We start from the raw sequence: 20,154 nt of genomic DNA on the forward strand, positions 1-20,154 counted from the left end.
AATTAAGCGTCATATAAGGGTACAATTTATAAGAATTGATAAGATATGCGATGGGAATGTGTATGGCATCGGCTCAAAAAACAAATTATTATGACATACTAGGCGTAAGCCAAAGCGCTACGTCCTCAGAGATTCGCAAAGCGTTTCAACAGAAAGCCCGTAAGCTTCATCCCGATATCAATAAGGCTCCTGATGCCGAAGAACGTTTTAAAGAAGTTTCAGAGGCATATGCAGTTCTTTCCGATGAACAAAAACGCAGACGCTATGATGCTTCCTTAAACGGAAATCCTTTTATGTCGCAATCTCCTTATGGCTCGCAAGATCCTTTTGCTCAAGGTGGGTTTAGCACGCCTGATGGTTTTGATTTGGATGATTTTTTGCGCGCGGCTGGTTTTGGACCAAATATTGGCTTTGATTTCTTTACTCAAAACCCTTCGTCTACCAGCTCGAGCGAATCGTTGCACGAGTTTGCATATCAAGATATTGAAGGAAAAGACATTACCGTTTTGCTGCATTTAGATGATAAACAGGCAAAGCAGGGGTGTACCAAAAAAATATCTTATACACATTTTGTTGCATGTGATGCTTGTCATGGACTTGGCGCTCAAGAAGAGTTGCAGACGCTTAACTGTCCTATTTGTGACGGTAAAGGAACGCTTGAACTCGATTTTGTTATGCTTTTAGGAATGTCGTCTCATACCATGGTGTGTTCGCATTGTAAAGGATCGGGTAAACTGATTGTTAATCCGTGCGCAAATTGCGCAGGCAGTGGACGAAGCCTCAAAAAAGATACGGTAGAAGTCTTAGTTCCAACTCATACGCACGATGGACATCGCATTGTTCTTAAGCATAAAGGACACGCAGGTACTTACAACAAACCTGCTCATGATTTGATTATTGAATGTGTTGTTGCGTCCGAGCGCCTTATTGCTGCAGAGCGGCTAGGTGCGCGTTGTTTAGGTTTTGTTATCCCAATTCTTGCGATTGGCTTGTATACTAATACGCTCTATTACAATTTTGTATTTCCTGCAATTCTTGTAATTATTGGAACAACTACTCTTTGTAAGCGTGGCATTGTCCATCCTTTAGGCTGGTGGAGAAACGCAGGTAAAGCGGGATACACGCCTTTGTTGATCTCGTTTTGTTTAACTGTTGTTCCTGTTGTGATACGTAAACTTTTGGGTTTGTAAATTGTTATTAAAGGTGGGGATTTATACACACTATGGCTGCACAAGAAAATTACTACGATATATTAGGTGTTGCACACGACGCGGATGCAAAAACAATTAAGCGCGCTTTCTTAAAAAAAGCTCGTCAGTTGCATCCTGATATTAACAAAGAAGCAGATGCAGAAGAGAAATTTAAAAAAGTAAACGAAGCATACTCGGTCCTTTCCGATGAACAAAAACGTGCTAATTATGACCGATATGGCAGTGCTGATGGCCCTGCTGGTTTTCACAGTGATTATGTTGATATGTCCGATTTCTTTCGAGGTTCAGGTTTTGACGTTGACGACATATTCAGCTCGTTTTTCTCAGGTGGTGCACGTAGATCTTCTGGAGCGGCTGCTCCAAACCGCGGTCGTGATATGAGCATGAATTTTACTATTACCCTTGAAGAAGCAGCAAGTGGTTGTAGTAAAAAAATCGCATACGAGCGTCTAGCTCCTTGTGACGATTGTAACGGCAAAGGCGCAGCTGCCGATGCTCATGAAGTAACGTGCTCGCACTGTAAGGGAACAGGCGTGGTAACACAAGTTCAGCAATCTATTTTTGGTCAAGTACAATCTCAAACTGTTTGTAGTGCTTGTGGTGGTATGGGTAAAGTATTTGATCACCCGTGCGAAACATGCCAAGGCCAAGGAAGAACTCCGTCACGTGAACGCGTTTCTGTTGAGATCCCGCGCGGTATTCACAGTGGTCAAACTATGAGAGTAGCTCACCGAGGTGAAGCAGGCTTGCGTGGTGCTGCTTCGGGTGATTTACTGCTTCGTATTGTTATAGCCGAACATAAAACATTTGAACGTCAAGGTGATGACCTTTTCTGTGAGCTTACCATTGACTCCCTGCAGGCTATTGTTGGCTGTACAAAGGAGGTTCAAGGCATTTTGCCAGACGAAACTGTTGAAGTACATATTCCTTCTTCTTGTGAATATGGCCAGCGTATTAGCGTGTCTGGAAAAGGTATGCCGCGACGTCAAAGCTCTGCGCGTGGCTCTCTTGTTGCAGTTGTTCGTGTGGTAAGCCCTAAAGGACTTTCAAAGGCCGATAAGGCATGTATTAAAAAACTGGTAGACGGACGAAACTAATGCAGGTACCTAAAGTTGCTTTTATCAATTTAGGTTGTCGTGTCAATCGCGTTGAAACCGACGTTATTGCCTCTGAGCTCGAACGAGCAGGGTGTAAGGTTGTTAATCAAAATGAGGCCGACGCCATTGTTATCAATACCTGTGCCGTCACAGGAGAAGCCGAAGCTAAAACACGCAAAATTGTGCGTCGTGCCGCAAATCTTGCTAATGTGCCCTTTGTAGTTGCTACAGGTTGTGTTGCAAATTTACATGCTGATGAGTTGTCTTCTATTGCCGATAATGTGTTAGTTGAACGAAATAAAGCTCGAGTATGCCAGCGTGTGTTGGGAGAATTTGGCTGTATTGCAGGTTCGGTAGACGATGACGGAGATCTTGTTCAGACGCCTACGCCAACAGGAAGAATGCGTCCCGGCATTAAAGTTCAAGATGGGTGTAACAATCGCTGCTCTTTTTGTATCGTGTGGAAAGCGCGAGGGCCTGCGCGTTCGGTGAGCTGTGAGTCTGTTTTGGCATCAGTTCGATCATCCATTGCTCATGGCGCGCGTGAAGTAGTGCTTACTGGTATTAACTTGGGCGATTTTAGAGAAATTTATCATGGATCTCGCGTGCGGCTTCCCGATTTACTACAGCTTATCCTTGATGAAACACCAGTTGAACGAGTGCGTCTTTCTTCGATAGAGCCGCCCGATGTAACTGATGAGCTTTTGAGGGTAATGGCTCAATCACAAGGAAGAATTGCTCCGTTTTTGCATATTTGTTTGCAATCGGGTTGCGAGGCTACCCTTAAACGCATGAGAAGAAACTACACTGCAAGCTCATATGCTGCAGCCGTAGAAAATGCACGAGCCTATATGCCTTCAATTGCGCTTGGCACCGATTTAATTGTAGGTTTTCCAGGTGAAACTGATGATGAATTTCAAACGTCCTATGATTTTTGTGAGCGTATAGGCTTTGCTAAGATGCACGTTTTTAGATACTCAAAACGTGAAGGTACTCCTGCGGCAAGCGCTCCCAATCAAGTTGACCCCCATGTCATGGCATCAAGGAGTAAACTCATGCGTGAGCTTGCTTCTCGTATGCGCTATGAACAAGCAAAGAAGCTTATTGGACAAACCGATCGTGTGCTTGTCCAAGGGGTAGGCTATGGTGTTACCTCGGGTTTATTCGACGTTCATCTAGATAAACAAACGTGCCTTGATACCCTTGTTGACGTGCGTATTTTATCTGTTATGAAAGACGCAAGCTTACTTGTTGAGCGCCTCTAAATATGCAACGAAGCTGCAAAAAGAGCGCCAAATTTTGGCAGGTTAGCTAACGACTGTTTTACGTATGCAAAGGATGGCTATGGAAGTTATAAAAAAAGAGCTTATCATTCCATGCGACATAAATCTTGCAGAACTATTTGGCACACGAGATTGTGTGCTTCGTTTGCTTGAATCTCATTTAGGTGTTTCTTTGCGCGTATATCATAATCGCTTAACTGTTGAGGGTTGCGCTTCGTCAACTGAAGCAGCATTACATGTACTTCATGAGCTGATAAACTTATTGCAACAAGATCTGCATCCCTCATCTGATGAAATTAGCCTACTTATTGACGATTATTTTCACGCAGATAAACAAGTTGAGTCTTTGGATGCGTCTGTTGTATATACAAGCGGCAAAGGTATCGCTGTTGTACCTAAGACCGTAGGTCAAAAAAAGTATTGTCAGGCAATTCAACATAACAGCATAACTTTTGTAACAGGACCTGCAGGTTCGGGGAAAACGTATTTAGCACTTGCTTTTGCACTGCGCGCTTTAAAAAATCACGAAATATCACGCATTATTCTCACGCGTCCTGTTATTGAGGCAGGGGAATCACTTGGGTTTTTGCCGGGCACCTTGCAAGATAAGCTAGATCCCTACATTCGACCACTCTATGATGCACTTATAGATTTGGAAGGGACACAAACCGTTGGTACCTGGATCCAAAATCGTACGCTCGAAATTGCGCCTCTGGCGTATATGAGAGGAAGAAGCCTTAACCGTGCATTCGTTATTTTGGATGAAGCGCAAAATACCACACATGCGCAGATGAAGCTCTTTTTAACGCGGCTTGGTTTTGGTTCTCGTTTTGTTATAACTGGAGATATTACTCAAAAGGATCTTGCTGGAACAAGCGGACTTATCTCGGCTCAAAGGATTTTAGGTAACCTTGGCGATATTGCTTTTGTAACGCTTGACAGAAATGATATTGTACGACATAGCTTAGTTGCTTCTATTGTTGATGCCTACGATGCTTTTGAGAAACTTGGGTCTTAAGTCTCTGCTAAAACTCTCGTTGAGGGGGAGTTGTAAGGTATATATTGGTATAATAGCGTGTAAGTTAACAAACTAAAGGTGGATCATGGTAGAACATTCGTATAACTTTTATTGCGACGAAGAAGTAAACAGCATATTAGAAGAAGACGAAATGATGCATATTTGCAGCTACGTTTTGCAGGATCAACAGGTAAAACGTCCCTGTAATGTTTCGATTTCTATTGTGACAGACGAACATATTCACACGCTTAATAAAACTTGGCGCAATCAAGACAGACCCACTGATGTTATTTCCTTAGAATGTGAACGCCCCGATGATCCTGATTTAGCTAACGGAGAAGTTTGCGAATTGGGTGACATTGTTCTTGCTCCTAACTATATTGCACATCAAGCAGATTCTTTTCATATGGCGCATGAAGACGAGTGTAGACTTCTGTTGATACACGGTATGCTTCATCTACTGGGATATGATCATCTTACAGATGATGAAGCGGAAGTTATGGAAGCGCTTGAAGATCGCCTGCTTTTAGAAGTTGGTACAACCCGTCATGTAGGCCATGTCACGCTTACCAGACACCGTGGGGAAGAGTAGCTATGATCCCTGGCAAACATCCCAAGCATCCCAATTTTAGACGATCATTTTTATTTGCCATTCAGGGTTTTTGCACAGCTATTCATCAAGAGCGCAATATTCGGGTTATGCTTGTAGTTGGTGTTATAGGATGTGTGTTGGGTTTTCTCGTTTGCTTTGATGTACTTGCCTGGTGTATCTATATTTTGTGTTGCGGCTGCGTAATTTCGGCCGAACTTTTTAATACCTCCATCGAGGCAGTTGTCGACTTGGTATCTCCGGAGTTTCATCCTCTTGCAGGGAAAGCAAAAGATATTGCAGCAGCTGCTGTTTGGGTATTATGCCTGATGGTTGGTGTTGTTGGTTTAGGCTTATACCTGCGAGCTTTAGGGTTACTTTAGAGTTTTATTTAATTGGTGTAGATCAATACAAAGGAGCAACGTTTGTGTTTACCAGCGGTTTTGTAAGTTTGGTAGGAAGACCAAGTGTTGGCAAATCAACGCTTTTAAATGCATGCTACGGAGGAAAAATAGCAATTACCTCTCGTGTGGCCCAAACCACAAGACGGCGCATGCGTGCAGTTCTTACCGATGACAGCTCGCAGATTGTTATTGTTGATACTCCAGGTTTGCATAAGCCTAAAGATGCCTTAGGTAAAGAGCTCAATCAAACTGCGCTTGCCGAACTTAAAGATGTAGACGTAGTTGCTCATTTAATCGACGCATCTCAAGAAGTAGGGCGCGGTGATGCATGGGTTGCTCATCATATTCAACAGAGCTTGGCTCCTTTTAAATTACTGGTAATTACCAAAGCGGATAAAGTTGATGCTGCAACTGTTACAAAACAACTTGAAGCGGCTTCAAAGCTTGCAAATTATGATCAAAAGCTTGTAGTAAGCGCGCGTAAAAACTTTAACGTTGATACTTTTTTGCAGATTGTGCGCAAGCATCTTCCAGCTGGTCCCTATTGGTTTCCATCCGATATGGATGTTGATATGTCCGATAAAGATTTGATTGCAGAGTTTATCCGCGAAAAAGTTCTTAATCTTACCCGCGATGAAATCCCCCATAGTGTTGCTGTTGATGTCTCTGAATTTGAATGGCATCATCATGATGTCTGTGCAATTCGCGCGCAAATCATCGTTGAACGTGAAGGACAAAAGGCTATTATTATCGGAAAACGTGGAGCGCTTATCAAAAAGATCGGCGTTGAGGCTCGCAAAGACATAGAAAAATTATTGGGAGCACGTGTCTTTTTAGATTTAGTGGTATGTGTTGTGCCTTTGTGGCGAAAAGACGCTTCAGAGATAAAAAAATTAGGCTATGTACACCAAGATTAGCTTAGATTTTGTATACTTTTGTCCTTTGCTGTACACGTTAAGTAAACCTGACATGCCTTACATAAAGTCTAAGAGGTGTGGATATGTCTGCGTTACATGCAAAGCACAAATGGGGTGCTTATGAATCGAAGAAAACTCATTAGAAAACACGCACTTATTATTGATCATCGTACCAAGCTCAAAGAAAAAGATAGAATACTCACGCTTGTATGCGATGATGGAACTCAACGCCAAGCGATTGCAAAAGGTGCGCTTAAACCAGGTGGCAGATTTGCAGGTGTTTGTGAATTTGCTCATGAGGCCGATTTTCTCTTAGCTGAGGGTACTTCATTAGATATTGTTCAAGAAGCCGTAAGTATTTGTCCGCATAAAACATTGCGTGAACTTCCCGATGCTTTTGCCGCAGCCTGTGTTGTGTGTGAGCTTGCACGTTATACCACGTTTCCTGATTTGCCCAATCCCTTTATGTTTAACATTTGCTCGTGCGCGCTCAGCTTATGTGAGACCATTAATTCATATACCGTGTTGTTGGCATTAGTTGTTGCTTACACATTTAAAGTTTTAGCACACGAAGGATATCGCCCGATCCTTTCTTCGTGCATTTACTGCGGAGAAGCTGATATTGCTTATTTTTCTGCTACTTCGGGCGGCAGCATTTGTACAAGTTGTGCTCATGATATTGATGGTCTTTCAGAAATTACGCCGTCAGAAGTGCAGTTTTTAGAATTTATGTTGGGTAGTGTGTTTGACAAGATCATACATACCGATTATGACCCAAAAATTATGTATAACTTAGGACTTCTGGCGCACCAATGGGCAGCTACTCATTTGGATGTGCGCCTTCGTGCGTTTGAGTTCTTTCTCCAGATTTAAAACATCCCATCATAGTGGAGTAAGTTGCAATATGTGGTGTTGTTTATATGACGAAGCGTTCCATCGAATTTATACGTCTATAAATGCTATCTACAAAGCCGTAAAGCATGAAACTGTATGTATTTGGTTAACTTTCTTTGCTTTACAAGAAAAAGATGGTATTCTTTTATAGGTTCGTACCTTCAACTTGGATTGTGGTCCACACCTTGACGCTTTCCCAGTTTAAGGCAAATTTTTTACAGAAAGGTGGAAACTCCTATGGCAGTTTCAAAAGAGCGTAAAGCAGAGCTTATCAAGCAATTTGGTAAGGACGAGAAAGACTCTGGTTCTGCAAGTGTACAGGTTGCATTGCTTACCGAGCGTATTAAAGGTCTTACCGAGCATGTTAAGCTTCACAAGCACGACTACCACACTCGTCGTGGTTTGCTGATGCTTGTTGGTAAACGTCGTAACCTTTTGGGTTATATCAAACGACAAAATGTTGAAACATACCGTAGCCTTATTAAGAGCTTGGGTATTCGTGACAACATTCAATAGTTGTATAAAAAGCACCCATTTTGGGTGCTTTTTTACATAGGGCAAGCCCTTCTACAATGGGGTAGAAGGAGATAATCGAGGATTTTATGTCAAAAGTTAGCTATGAGTTCGATCTGTTCAACAAACACTACAAACTAGAATCAGGTGAGCTTGCAAAGCAAGCAACTGGTCAATGCTTAGTATCATGTGGCGATTCTACCGTTAATCTTACCGTTGTTGTTTCAAAAGAACGCAAAAATTATGACTTCTTCCCACTTACGGTTGATTTTATCGAAAAAATGTATGCCGTTGGTCGTATACCTGGCGGCTATCTTAAGCGTGAAGCTCGTCCAACCGAAAAAGCAACGCTTACTGCACGTATGATCGACCGTCCAATTCGTCCTTCTTTTCCTGATGGTTTTAGAAACGAAGTCCAAATTGTTGCTATGCCTTTAGTTGCAGATCAAATTCATCCAGTTGATACCATTTGCGTTATGGGAGCATCAGCGGCTATGTATACAGGTGGTGTTCCTTTTGAAGGGCCGCTTGCATGCGTTCGCATTGGACGTGATAAAACTACGGGTGAGTATCTTGTTAACCCAACTTATGAAGAGCGTAAAAACTCTGATCTTGATCTTGAACTTGCAGGTTCTGAAACCTTTATTTCCATGCTTGAGGCTGGTGCCGAGGAAATTTCTGAAGATGATATGCTTGACGCCATGGCGTTTGGCCAAAAAGCTATTGCAGCATTTTGCGCCGAGCAGAAAAACTTCTTTGCTAAATATGAAGCTGTTAATGGCGTATGCGAAAAGAAGAGCTACGAGCTTGATGAACCCATTGAAGAGGTTCATAATCGCGTGTTTGCTCACTTTGACGAGATGAGCGCTGCCCTAAAAGACGCAGATAAACTAAGTCGTATGGATAAAGTTGAAGCGCTTAAGGCTGCAATCGTTGAAGAGTTTACAGAAGATGAGCAAGCAGAATGGGAACTTGCGATTCCTGCCGAGCTTAAAAGTCTTGAAAAACACGCTATGCGTAAAATGGTTGTAGAAACTGGTGAGCGTGTCGACGGTCGTAGCGCTACTGAAGTTCGTCCGCTTATGGTAAAAGGCGACTACTTACCGCTAGTTCATGGTTCGGGCTTGTTCCAACGTGGACAGACACAAGTGCTTTCAATTGCTACACTTGGTATGCTTAGCGAATGGCAACGCCTTGACACGATAGAGCCTACCGAAGGCAAACGTTATATTCACCATTATAATTTCCCACCATATTGCACAGGCGAGACTGGTCGCTTAGGTTCACCAAAACGCCGTGAGATTGGTCACGGAAATCTTGCTGAACGTGCGCTTCTGCCCGTTATTCCTTCTGAGGAAGAATTCCCTTATGCAATACGTGTTGTCTCGGAGGTTATGGAGTCTAACGGTTCATCCTCTATGGCGTCTACCTGCGGCTCTACTCTTGCTCTTATGGATGCGGGCGTTCCTATTAAGCGTCCTGTATCTGGAGTTGCTATGGGTCTTATTCAAGAAGAGGGCAAGACAGTTGTTCTTACCGATATTCAAGGTTTGGAAGACTTCCTTGGCGATATGGACTTTAAAGTGACAGGTACCACAAAAGGTATTACTGCCATGCAAATGGACAATAAAGCTACTGGATTAACGCCAGAAATTTTGCGTCAAGCCCTCAAACAGGCTCATGAAGGTCGTATGCATATTCTTGATGCCATGTTAGCTGCTGTTCCTCAAACGCGTACTGCTACAAAAGAAACAGCGCCTCAAATTATCAGCATGAAAATTCCTGTTGATAATATTCGCGACGTTATTGGTTCGGGCGGAAAAGTCATTCGCGCAATCCAAGACGAAACGGGTGCAACAGTAGAGATTCAAGAAGACGGTAGTGTATTTATTTCGGGTGTAGGTGACGCTGGCAAACTGGCACAAGATCGCATTTTGGCGATTATTAAAGTTCCAGAAGTCGGCGAAGAATATACTGGTCGAGTTGTAGGTATTCAGCCCTTTGGTGCATTTGTAGAGCTTCTTCCTGGAAAAGATGGTTTATTACACATCTCTCGTGTTGCACAAGGACGAGTTAACAAAATTGAGGACGTTCTATCCGTTGGCGATGAAGTACGCGTTCGCGTCTTAGACGTTGATGATAAGGGTAAAATTTCTCTTGACCGCCTTGATAAACCCGAAGTTGCTCAAAATGATGGACAACATGCTCATGCACCCGAAGCACGCACAGCTCGTCCATATACCCCACGTGCGCAGCACAAACATTTTTCACTGAAAGAAGATGCTTCGGCTCCTTCTTCTCACAGACAGCTGCGTCGTCATCACGAAGTTCATGACGAAGACTAACTAACAAGGTTTGCTTTTTTCGTTTGAACCTTTGTAGTGGTTTTAATTGGTTTAACTTGTAAAGAGTCGCTTTTTGCGACTCTTTTTTTACGATATTTTCATTGATAAAGCTAATTTCAGGTACAATAAATATATGACTTTTTACTTATTTGTTAGTCATCTTAATTTACAACTTAACATATGCAACGGCATATGATTACATTTTGGATCAATTTCTAGAGAAGGGTTTTTCTATATATGCCAAAAAAAACTAAAGCTTTAAAGATTATTCCATTGGGCGGTTTAGATGGAATTGGTAAAAACATGACTGCATTTGAATGCGGCGACGATCTAATCGTTATCGACTGTGGTCTTATGTTCCCCGATGACAATCAACCGGGCATTGATCTTGTTCTCCCAGATTACACCTATATTCTTGAGCATGCCGATAAACTTCGTGGAATTCTTATTACCCACGGACATGAAGACCACATAGGAGCTATCCCATATTTGCTCGCTGATCTTCATCGTAAAGTTCCTATTTATTCAAGCAAACTAAGCTTAGGCTTCATTAACGCCAAACTTGCCGAGCATAAGGTTGTAAGTCCAAAGCTTTGTGAAGTAAAAAACGGCGACCGCATTCAGCTTGGTTCGTTTGAAGTTAATTTCTTCTCAATTACACACTCTATTCCTGGTGCTTTGGGAATGTATGTAAAGACTTCTGCAGGCAGCTTTTTACACACGGGAGATTTCAAATTTGATCAAACACCTATTGATGGCGTTACAACTAATTTCAATGCGATTTGTCGCTTTGCAGAAGAGGGCATAGACGTATTACTTGCTGATTCAACTAACGCAACGCGTCCTGGTTTTACGCCGTCTGAGTCAAGTGTTGGACCATCGTTGCGTCATATTATCAAAAATGCTAAAGGGCGTGTTTTTGTTGCGTCATTTTCAAGCCACATCCATCGCATTCAGCAGGTATGTGACGCCGCGGTTTCGGTGGGAAGAAAAGTAGTAGTCACGGGTCGTTCTATGATTACTAACACGCGTATTGCGCGCGACTTAGGTTACTTAAAAATTTCTCCCAATAATATTATCGACGCATTTGACCTTGATACACTTCCAGACGACAAAATAGTTGTTATGTGTACTGGTAGTCAAGGTGAGCCCATGAGCGCACTAGCGCGTATGGCAACCGGAGATCATAAGTCTTTAACAATTACCGCCTCTGATACTGTGATCATTTCGGCCACACCTGTTCCTGGCAATGAAAAAAGTGTTCAAGGCGTCATAAATCTTCTTTCAAAAACTGGTTGTGATGTCTATGATCGTAGTAAAACACTGGTGCATGTATCAGGTCATGCAAGTCAAGAAGAGCTTAAACTTTTACTTGCTATGACTCATCCGCGCTATTTTGTTCCCGTTCATGGTGAAGCGGTTCACCAGCGCGAGCATGCTAAACTTGCACAAAAGATGGGCATTAAACCTGACCATATATTTATCGCTGATAATGGCGACGAACTCATTCTTAAAAACCATAAGTTAAGTTGGGGAGATCCTGTCAATTCGGGCGTTATTTATGTTGATGGTTTATCGGTAACCGATGCTAATCCTGTTGTTTTCCGTGACCGTCAAAAACTCTCGCGCGATGGCATATTCTTCTGTGTTGCAACTGTTACCAATCAGCATAAATTGGCCGATGTTGAACTGTCATGCCGTGGTGTTTCATTTAATTTGGACGATATTTCACAAGAGGCGCTTAACTCCATTAAAAACTATGTTGAAGTAAAAGCCCAACATGAAAATGTAACTATAGAGTCATATCAACAAGGGATCCGTCGAGCACTTTCTCAGCTCCTGTGGTCTCAAACTCGTACCCGTCCCATGATCATTCCTGTGGTTATGGAGGTTTAAATGGCCCAGGCACAAGGAAGAAAACTTAAACGAACTAAACATACACAACAAATAACTCAACTTTCTGCGCCAGTTCGCGATATTGTAGGCATCCTTATTGCTACCGTTGCCACGGTGATCCTCTTTTCTTTGTTTATAGGAACGCAGGCTCTGATTACAAAAGGGTTTAAAGACGCACTTGAATTTTGTTTTGGTGTTTGTGCGCAGCTTTTGGCGTACGCTTTGTATGTGCTTAGCTTTACATTTTTTACCAATAATCAGCGCATTCGCTTTTCAAGAGTGAGTTGTGGACTGCTGCTTATATTTTTGAGTTTACTTGCTTCAGTTACGCTTATCTGTATTGAGCCTTACGCAACGCGCGACTTTATCCTAAGCTCAGAAGTTTTTGTACATCAAGGTGGTATCTGCGGCGCAGGTATTGGCTGGATACTGTATGAATACCTAGGCAAAGTTGTTGGCCTTGCTCTTATGTGCAGCACAACTCTTATTGGGGCTGTTATCTGCGGATTACCTCTTTCAGCACTACTGAATACGCTGGTGGCTTCATTACATGATTTCTGTGAACACGTGTTTCAAATCATGCAACGTCACCCCTCTGTGTTTGAGGATAATCATTTTGGTATGTCTGCAGATTCGCCGCACGTTGCTTCTTCAAGGGCGCAACGTTCTCAAGATGTTGATGAAATGAAAACAACATTTCTGGGTGCGCGTAAGACAACCGTTCTTGAGCGCGCGCCTCGTGTAGCGTCCGCTGTTACAACTTCTGATACAAAAAGTCCAGCAGAAGAGCCGCAAGCTCGAAAAACAGAATTGCTCACACGCAATGTTATTACGCCAGCAGCATCCCATGCATCACATGATGAACATACTGTTGCAGATACGCCCAAACCGTCATTTTTTTCAAAACTTATACCTTTTCATGCTCAAGGTGATAAGACGCTTGAACAAAAGTCGGCAGAACGCGTGCAACATGATAAGGAAACAGCTGATACGCCCACAGATGATATTCCAGAATTCTTGCGCACACCTCATATGGCGTCTTCGGCGCAGGATAGCCATGCACACACGAGCAAAAAAGTTGTCAAAAATGTCCATGATGATACTTGCGAAACTTCACCTGTTTCAAAAAGCTCACGTGGTATGAGTGCGCCAGCTTCACGCACAACTAAGTCAGCAGCTACTTCACAAACCCACGATGCAACACCTGCATCTGTTGTGCACACTAAACAACCTGCAGTTACACGTCCTGGTGATAGTGACTCAGATTATAAGTTGCCTAGTCTTTCAATGCTTAACTCTAATCCTAAAAGCGCGCAAAGCGCTTCGAGCACGCAAGATTTGGAAAATACTATGGAGCGCTTGCAGGGAACGCTGCTTGAATTTGGCTTACATAGTACTGTTGTTGATTATGTATCAGGCCCCCTTGTTACAACGTTTCGTGTTGAAATGGGAGAGGGCGAACGCGTTAATAAAATTCGCAACCTTGAAGACGATATTGCGCTTACGCTTGCCGCCGAAAAGGTTCGCATATTCGCGCCTATTCCGGGTACTTCCTATGTTGGTATCGAAATTCCTAATGCAGTACGTCAAAATGTTTGCTTAGGAGATGTGCTTCCCTTTGCAACAGGTGGTCCTTTGCAAGTTGCAGTTGGCCGTGATTCAAGTGGAAAGCCTGTTATTACCGACATCTCTAAAATGCCACATATGCTGGTAGCAGGAACAACGGGCTCTGGTAAGTCGGTTATGATCAATTCGATGATCATGTCGCTTTTAATGCGAACAACACCTAAACAGGTGCGCCTTATTATGGTTGACCCTAAACGCGTTGAATTTAGTGCATATAACGGTTTGCCACATCTTTATGTTCCTGTTGTTACGGAGCCACGACAAGCAGCCTCTGCCTTGCAATGGGCGGTTTCAGAAATGGAGCGTCGCCTTAAGCTTTTTGAACGTGCAGGAGCGCGTAATATTTTGAGTTACAACAAAATGGTTAAGCAGGGCAAATTTGATGATGAAGAAAAAACCGTTGATCCACTTCCATATCTCGTTGTAATTATTGATGAGTTGTCAGACCTTATGATGGTTGCAGGAAAAGATGTTGAGGCTTCGATTGTCCGTATTGCACAACTTGCCCGTGCTGCAGGTATTCATCTTGTTGTTGCAACACAGCGCCCAAGCGCAAATGTTGTAACTGGTTTAATTAAGTCAAATATTGACTCACGCGTTGCTCTTAAAGTTTCTTCAGGTATCGATTCGCGCGTTATTTTGGATGAAACAGGTGCAGAGCGTCTTTTAGGCAATGGAGATATGCTGTTTAAGGATCGAGGACTTGAGCCCAAACGTGTGCTAGGCTGTTATACTTCTGATGCCGAGATCAATTCGGTTGTTGATTTTATCCGCGCGCAGGCAGAGCCTGATTATCACGAAGAGATTCTTTCACAGGTTATTCCAAGTCAGCTTAATGCTTCTGGTTCGGGGCAAGATCGCAGCGATGATGATCCGCTCATTTGGGAAGCTGCACAGATCGTAGTTGATTCTCAACAAGGAGCAACATCAAATCTTCAACGAAGATTAAGTGTTGGATATGCTCGTGCTGGTAGAATTATGGATATGCTAGAGGCAAAAGGGATAGTTGGTCCTCCCAACGGCTCTAAGCCTCGCGACGTACTTATGAACAAAGATCAACTTGAAGAATTTAAGACACAAGAAGCAGCTTATAAGGAGGTTTAAGAATGTCACGCCCACGTTTTAGTGAAATGCTTTTTGATAGAAGACGTCAACTTGGTTTATCGATCGCACAAGCATCTCGTGTTTTGCGTCTTAAACCTCAAGTTTTGCAAGCTTTTGAAGACGGTGATTTCCCTTCTATACCAAAAAGCGGATATGCGCAAGGAATGTTGTCCTCATATGCTCGTTATTTAGGGCTTAACACGCGTGTGATTGTGAGCCAGTTTAGTAACGACTTAGCTAGTTTTGAATCTTCACAAGGTACTCGTGCTGCTGGAAGTCAGATTGACACAACGTCTCGTATGGCTTCTCGCCGCTTAAGTGGTACGATTGCCACTCGTACACCACAAGATTTTCAAGGTAGAAGTGGTCTTTTACCAACATCAGGCGGTTATGCAGGTGATATGCACGACTTCGCGACTACAAGCGAAGTACACTCGCGCGAAACCGGCTCAACTGTTTTAAGTTTGCCTGAACGTCATTATGGACGCTATAATACCTCTGCGCTTATGCAGTCGAAGGTGCGCTCTCGTGGTAGCTATCCTGATCGCCCTTTTACCAATCGTCAATCAGGTTATATGTTTGACACGGAGAATGACTCTCGGCGTAACCATAACCCTCAAGCTCAACCTTATGGTTATGGTAGCGATTCGGTTCAAACGCGCTCACCACGTGACTACAACTACGTAGATGATCTTCACTATGATGGGGCTCGTCCCTATGAAGCTGCATCATCTCAAATTGGGCGTCGGCGTTCTCGCAATATTGCTTCTGCTACGCGCCCTCAAGTGAACAGACAACAACGCCGCTCATCTTCAGCTGCGCGTAATTCCCGTCAGATGACCAATCAACCTTTGTGGAGACGCCTATTGTTATGGCTATTTGATGACCCACGTCGTTTAGCTATATTCGGCGCGATTCTGTGCGTTTTTCTGCTATCGTGTGTTATTATTTTCTCTATAAATTCCTGTGTAAAAAATTCTCTCTCATCAGGAAAAACTGTTACGGTTACCGCAGCTGATACTTCTGAAACTAAAAAACAATCAGACGATTCTAAAACCGATGATGTTGCCTCGCAAGCTGCAAAGGATAAAGCTGCTCGTGAAGAAGAAGAGTCTCATAATACAACCGAAGTTGAAGTAAGTGTTAACGATGGGGAAGTCAGTTGGGTAGAGATCGTTAATGACGGTAAAAGTCAGATCGCTCAACAAGTAACTGGACCTTGGAGTCAAACATATGTGGTGACCGATTCCATTACCGTTCAAGTAAGCAACCCCGGAGCAGTTCGTGTGACAAAAAATGGCACTCCTGTTAAGTTTGACACAAAAACTGCAGGTATTGGTTCTGTTACGATCAAAGGAACTAAACCCGAAAGTGAATCGAAAGATTCTGATGAGTCCGTGGATACCAACACAGGTAACACTTCTGCAGACAACAAAAGTACTTCAAAGAAGGAACAGGTTTCTTCTCAAAAGGCAGAAAAGAAATCAAATAAGACTACTCATAAAAAGAGCTCATAACTAACCGTTAACGGATGTATTTTACTATGTTTCATCTGTAACGAGTTCAGCAGGAAAGGAAAGAACATGGCCAAAGAAGCGAGTTTTGATATTGTTTCTGAAGTAAACATGCAAGAAGTAGACAATGCTTTTCAGCAATGTGCGCGTGAACTTACGCAACGCTATGACCTCAAGCAAACAGGAGCCAGCATTGAATTTTCTAAACAAGATGCTCTCTTTACTATTGAGGCTCCATCAGAATTTGTTGCTTCGCAGGTCATTGATGTTTTGCGTACTAAACTTGCTAAACGCTCCATCGATTTATCAGCACTTAAGGTAAATAAGCCACAAAGTGCTTCTGGAGCTTCGGTTCGTCAAACGGCAAGTCTTATACAGGGCATTTCTAAGGATGTCTCAAAAAAGATTGCTCAAGATATTCGTAATTTAAAGCTTAAATGTAAAGCTGTGGTTGAGGGTGAGAAATTACGTGTGAGTTCTGCTTCTCGTGATGTTTTGCAGTCAGTTATTGCGGCTTTAAAAGAGCAAGATTACGGGCAGCCTCTCCAATTTACTAATTATCGATAAGCTTACTTTATCTCCTGCAGCTTTTTTATGTGCTTATCATGGCAAGAGGAATGTAAGTCTTCATGTTGCTTATGAGTTATTCACGTTTAGCTGCTTAGTTATACGTTCGTACAAAGGATTTCTTTTTAAACTATGAATACACCTATAGATGCATCACCTTCAAAGGTTTCTTCAACTACTGCGTCTCCCAAAGACACAGTAGCTGAACCCTCAAACGCCTCAAAACAACCTAAAGCAAGCTGTTTATTTGTAACACTTGGTTGTGCTAAAAATCAGGTTGACACCGACCGCATGCGTGCTCTTTTACTTAAAAGCGGTTTTGAAGAAAGCCGTGACGCTTCATCTGCCGATGTGGTTATCATTAACACCTGTTCGTTTTTGGAGTCCGCTACATCTGAGTCCATTGAAGTTACCCTCGATTTAGCACAAAAGAGAACATCTGGCATCACAAAACTGCCGATTATTATGTGCGGATGCGTTCCTTCTCGTTACGGAGCTGCTCTTGATAAAGAGCTACCCGAAGTCTCCGCATTCGTGAAAGCCACTGATGAGGATTCCATCGTAGGCATTGTGTCTGATGTGTTGGGTATCGAGCATCCAACATTCTCATTTTCGCAAGAACTCTCTGCACGTGCACTCAGGACCATAGAGGGTACCAGCGCGTTTGTTAAGATTTCTGAAGGTTGTGATAGATACTGCGCATTTTGCGCGATACCTTTTATTCGAGGCCATTATGCTTCACGTTGTCCAGAAGAAATCTTCTCTGAAATTACCATGCTTATGGAAGGTGGCGTTAAAGAGATTATCCTTATCGGACAAGACACTGGTATTTGGGGAGAAGATTTCTCGTCACGTGGTGCAGCTTCTGTGTTACATAAGGATTCTGATCTTCATGACCCTTCGTCTGCAAGCAGTTTTGACAAAAACTCCACTCAACATGAGAGCATGAATCTTGCATGGTTACTCCGCGAAGTAGCGCGCATTGTTCGTCCATATAAAGCATGGATTCGTGTGCTCTATTTGCAGCCCGAAGGTATGACCGAAGACCTCATTGCCACAATTCGCGATACGCCTGAAGTTTTGCCTTACATTGATATTCCTATTCAGCACTGTAATGAGCGTCTCTTAAAAAAGATGGGTCGAAGTGGTTCGGCTTCGCAGCTTCATAAGCTCTTTGCACATTTGCGGCATGAAATCCCACAAATGGTACTGCGTACCACTGGTATGGTAGGATTTCCTACAGAAACCGATGAAGAAGCAGCAGAGCTGGTTGATTTCTTTAAACAAGAAGAATTTGATTATATGTCGGTGTTTTCTTATTCTCAAGAGCTTGGTACCACCGCTGCTAAAATGCGTGGTCAGATCAGCGCCGAAACAAAGATCGAGCGCACACAAACACTCCGCGATACTGCAGAAGAGCTTGGATTTGCGGCAACTGCTAAACACGTCGGCGAAGTTGTTGATGTTATTATTGACAGCATCGACATGGATTCGCCCGATAAAGAACGCATTGGTCACGCTTGGTTCCAGGCTCCAGACTGCGACGGCTGCGTTCATATTTTAGATACAGACGCCAATCCTGGGGATGTTGTACGTGTTAAACTTAAAGAAGCATATTGTTATGAATTAGTGGGAGAGTTGGTGTAAAGCCGATGAAAAACACTCAAAACACTACTGCGCCAGAGTATAGAATATGGACATTAGCCAATATTGTTACCATTGCACGCGTTATACTTGTTCCTCTCTGGGCTCTTTTAGCGTCTTATGTGTGGAACAATAATGTTTTGTGCTTGATACCTTGTGATGCTATGGCGCAAACAACCCAGCAGCCTGGTGCATGTTCGTGTTTTGACCTTGGCTCACTTATGGTGTTTCTTGTGTTTGTCATTTTGTCATTAAGCGATAAACTCGATGGCTATCTTGCACGAAGTCGTAACGAAATTACGGTATTCGGTAAATTTTTAGACCCTATTGCAGACAAAATTTTAGTTGTGACTGCACTCATCTTTTTACTGGAAAAATCTGTTTATCCTGCCTGGATGCTCATGATTATTGTAGGCCGCGAATTTTTAATTTCTGCGCTTCGCATGCTTGTTGCTTCCCATGGCGTTGTGGTAGCAGCATCTGGTCTTGGAAAAGTAAAAACAGCCCTCACTTTAGTGGCAATATGCGCACTTTTACTGCGCCCTTGCTTGCCTTGGGCTAACATTCAGGTAGTCATTCAATCTGTTGGTCTCTTTGAATTGCTTCTTGCTGTTGCTCTTACGGTTTGGTCGGGAATTGATTATATAATAAAGTCCTGGAGTGTGATAACAGATGGGAAAAGCTCTTAAACAGTGCAGCTATGATCAAAATTCACAACTGGGTGCTCTTATACCGTATGTGGCTTTAGAGACGCCCACATTACCTGATAACTATAGACAGGTTCATGAATCATCGTATCAAGCTATGATTGAGCCTTTTGTGGGAATTTCACAAGATCTAACTGATGCAGCTTCTCAAGTCCTCGAAAAACTTAACCGAGCAGGATTAACCATGAGTACCGCAGAATCGTGCACGGGTGGCATGATTTCAACGGTTCTTACAGCCGTTCCTGGTTCATCTTCGTGCTTCTTAGGCTCATGCGTTAGTTATGCCATCCCAATAAAAAAACGGATTTTGAGGGTGTCGTCAACGCTGCTTGATACTCAGTCTTTAGGTGCTGTTTCTTCGTTTTGCGCACTTCAAATGGCTTTAGGCGTTCGTAAAAAGTATTTAAGCGATGTAAGCGTGTCAGTTACTGGTATTGCAGGACCTGGTGGAGAAGAGCCTCATAAGCCCGTTGGTACCGTTTGGATTTGTGCAAGCTCTGCTTGGCATACTACCTTGCGCTGCATCCATGCCAAAGGAACCAGATTTGCAGTACGTGCATATACCACAAAGGTTGCTCTCTCTATGATGTCTGATGTGCTTGATGAATATCTTGGTGCACAAGATACTCATACTTGTTCGAAATTACAATAAGTGAATGATTATGGTTTAAGCTGCACATCTATTGTGCTTGTGTTCTGTATTGAGTGATATTTTGTGTTTGTGTTCAGGGTACTGTATGGATTTGTCGGCCGAAGGGTGGCTATTCTCTAATCGTGCAAGTTAGCGCCAAGTTATGTGCATGTTTTATTGAGTATTATAAAAAT

At 42.9% G+C, this 20,154-nt stretch carries 17 protein-coding genes; all 17 read left to right on the plus strand.

What is annotated here, in order from left to right; genetic code table 11:
* The first annotated feature begins 62 nt into the window (after nucleotides 1-62).
* The 17 genes from HMPREF0091_RS03460 to HMPREF0091_RS03545 all read left to right on the plus strand — a co-directional run bounded on the left by HMPREF0091_RS03460 (nucleotide 63) and on the right by HMPREF0091_RS03545 (nucleotide 19,981).
* On the plus strand, nucleotides 63-1,190 hold the full coding sequence (locus tag HMPREF0091_RS03460) for a DnaJ domain-containing protein (RefSeq protein ID WP_010241674.1): 1,128 nt from the start codon (nucleotides 63-65) through the stop codon (nucleotides 1,188-1,190).
* A gap of 32 nt (nucleotides 1,191-1,222) precedes the next feature.
* Nucleotides 1,223-2,308 carry a molecular chaperone DnaJ gene (gene dnaJ, locus HMPREF0091_RS03465; RefSeq protein ID WP_006302880.1) on the plus strand — a complete coding sequence of 362 codons (1,086 nt, stop codon included), beginning with the start codon at nucleotides 1,223-1,225 and terminating at the stop codon, nucleotides 2,306-2,308.
* Entirely contained in the window at nucleotides 2,308-3,573 is a 1,266-nt protein-coding gene (gene mtaB / locus HMPREF0091_RS03470; RefSeq protein ID WP_006302881.1) for a tRNA (N(6)-L-threonylcarbamoyladenosine(37)-C(2))-methylthiotransferase MtaB, read from the plus strand. Before dnaJ ends, mtaB begins: the two co-directional genes overlap by 1 nt.
* Before the next feature lie 79 nt (nucleotides 3,574-3,652).
* On the plus strand, nucleotides 3,653-4,609 hold the full coding sequence (locus HMPREF0091_RS03475) for a PhoH family protein (RefSeq protein ID WP_010241672.1): 957 nt from the start codon (nucleotides 3,653-3,655) through the stop codon (nucleotides 4,607-4,609).
* An 85-nt stretch (nucleotides 4,610-4,694) separates the two neighbouring features.
* Nucleotides 4,695-5,201 carry an rRNA maturation RNase YbeY gene (ybeY, locus tag HMPREF0091_RS03480; protein WP_006302883.1) on the plus strand — a complete coding sequence of 169 codons (507 nt, stop codon included), beginning with the start codon at nucleotides 4,695-4,697 and terminating at the stop codon, nucleotides 5,199-5,201.
* A 2-nt stretch (nucleotides 5,202-5,203) separates the two neighbouring features.
* Nucleotides 5,204-5,581 (plus strand): diacylglycerol kinase family protein, encoded by a 378-nt coding sequence (locus HMPREF0091_RS03485; RefSeq protein WP_006302884.1) that lies wholly within the window; start codon nucleotides 5,204-5,206, stop codon nucleotides 5,579-5,581.
* A gap of 44 nt (nucleotides 5,582-5,625) precedes the next feature.
* Entirely contained in the window at nucleotides 5,626-6,519 is an 894-nt protein-coding gene (gene era / locus HMPREF0091_RS03490) for a GTPase Era (RefSeq protein WP_010241669.1), read from the plus strand.
* Between the two features lie 120 nt (nucleotides 6,520-6,639).
* Nucleotides 6,640-7,392 (plus strand): DNA repair protein RecO, encoded by a 753-nt coding sequence (recO, locus tag HMPREF0091_RS03495; protein ID WP_029575163.1) that lies wholly within the window; start codon nucleotides 6,640-6,642, stop codon nucleotides 7,390-7,392.
* A gap of 258 nt (nucleotides 7,393-7,650) precedes the next feature.
* Nucleotides 7,651-7,929 (plus strand): 30S ribosomal protein S15, encoded by a 279-nt coding sequence (rpsO, locus tag HMPREF0091_RS03505; RefSeq protein WP_006302888.1) that lies wholly within the window; start codon nucleotides 7,651-7,653, stop codon nucleotides 7,927-7,929.
* Between the two features lie 86 nt (nucleotides 7,930-8,015).
* Nucleotides 8,016-10,271 carry a polyribonucleotide nucleotidyltransferase gene (locus HMPREF0091_RS03510; protein WP_006302889.1) on the plus strand — a complete coding sequence of 752 codons (2,256 nt, stop codon included), beginning with the start codon at nucleotides 8,016-8,018 and terminating at the stop codon, nucleotides 10,269-10,271.
* A gap of 237 nt (nucleotides 10,272-10,508) precedes the next feature.
* Nucleotides 10,509-12,167, plus strand: a complete 1,659-nt coding sequence (locus HMPREF0091_RS03515) for a ribonuclease J (RefSeq protein WP_006302890.1) — start codon at nucleotides 10,509-10,511, stop codon at nucleotides 12,165-12,167.
* Entirely contained in the window at nucleotides 12,168-14,897 is a 2,730-nt protein-coding gene (locus tag HMPREF0091_RS03520; protein ID WP_006302891.1) for a DNA translocase FtsK, read from the plus strand.
* 2 nt (nucleotides 14,898-14,899) lie between these two features.
* Nucleotides 14,900-16,414: a helix-turn-helix domain-containing protein gene (locus HMPREF0091_RS03525; RefSeq protein ID WP_010241667.1), complete on the plus strand. Its 1,515-nt coding sequence runs from the start codon at nucleotides 14,900-14,902 to the stop codon at nucleotides 16,412-16,414.
* A gap of 66 nt (nucleotides 16,415-16,480) precedes the next feature.
* Complete coding sequence (locus HMPREF0091_RS03530) at nucleotides 16,481-16,978, plus strand: YajQ family cyclic di-GMP-binding protein (RefSeq protein ID WP_006302893.1); 498 nt, start codon at nucleotides 16,481-16,483, stop codon at nucleotides 16,976-16,978.
* 132 nt (nucleotides 16,979-17,110) lie between these two features.
* Nucleotides 17,111-18,625: a 30S ribosomal protein S12 methylthiotransferase RimO gene (gene rimO, locus HMPREF0091_RS03535; protein WP_006302894.1), complete on the plus strand. Its 1,515-nt coding sequence runs from the start codon at nucleotides 17,111-17,113 to the stop codon at nucleotides 18,623-18,625.
* Nucleotides 18,626-18,630: 5 nt separating this feature from the next.
* The gene (pgsA, locus tag HMPREF0091_RS03540; protein ID WP_006302895.1) at nucleotides 18,631-19,311 is read left to right on the plus strand and encodes a CDP-diacylglycerol--glycerol-3-phosphate 3-phosphatidyltransferase; all 681 of its coding nucleotides are present in this window, start codon (nucleotides 18,631-18,633) and stop codon (nucleotides 19,309-19,311) included.
* Nucleotides 19,295-19,981 (plus strand): CinA family protein, encoded by a 687-nt coding sequence (locus HMPREF0091_RS03545; RefSeq protein WP_006302896.1) that lies wholly within the window; start codon nucleotides 19,295-19,297, stop codon nucleotides 19,979-19,981. The genes pgsA and HMPREF0091_RS03545 overlap by 17 nt, the downstream gene beginning before the upstream one ends.
* Nucleotides 19,982-20,154 lie beyond the last annotated feature (173 nt).

The sequence above is a fragment of the Fannyhessea vaginae DSM 15829 genome, from assembly GCF_000159235.2.
Classification (GTDB): domain Bacteria; phylum Actinomycetota; class Coriobacteriia; order Coriobacteriales; family Atopobiaceae; genus Fannyhessea; species Fannyhessea vaginae.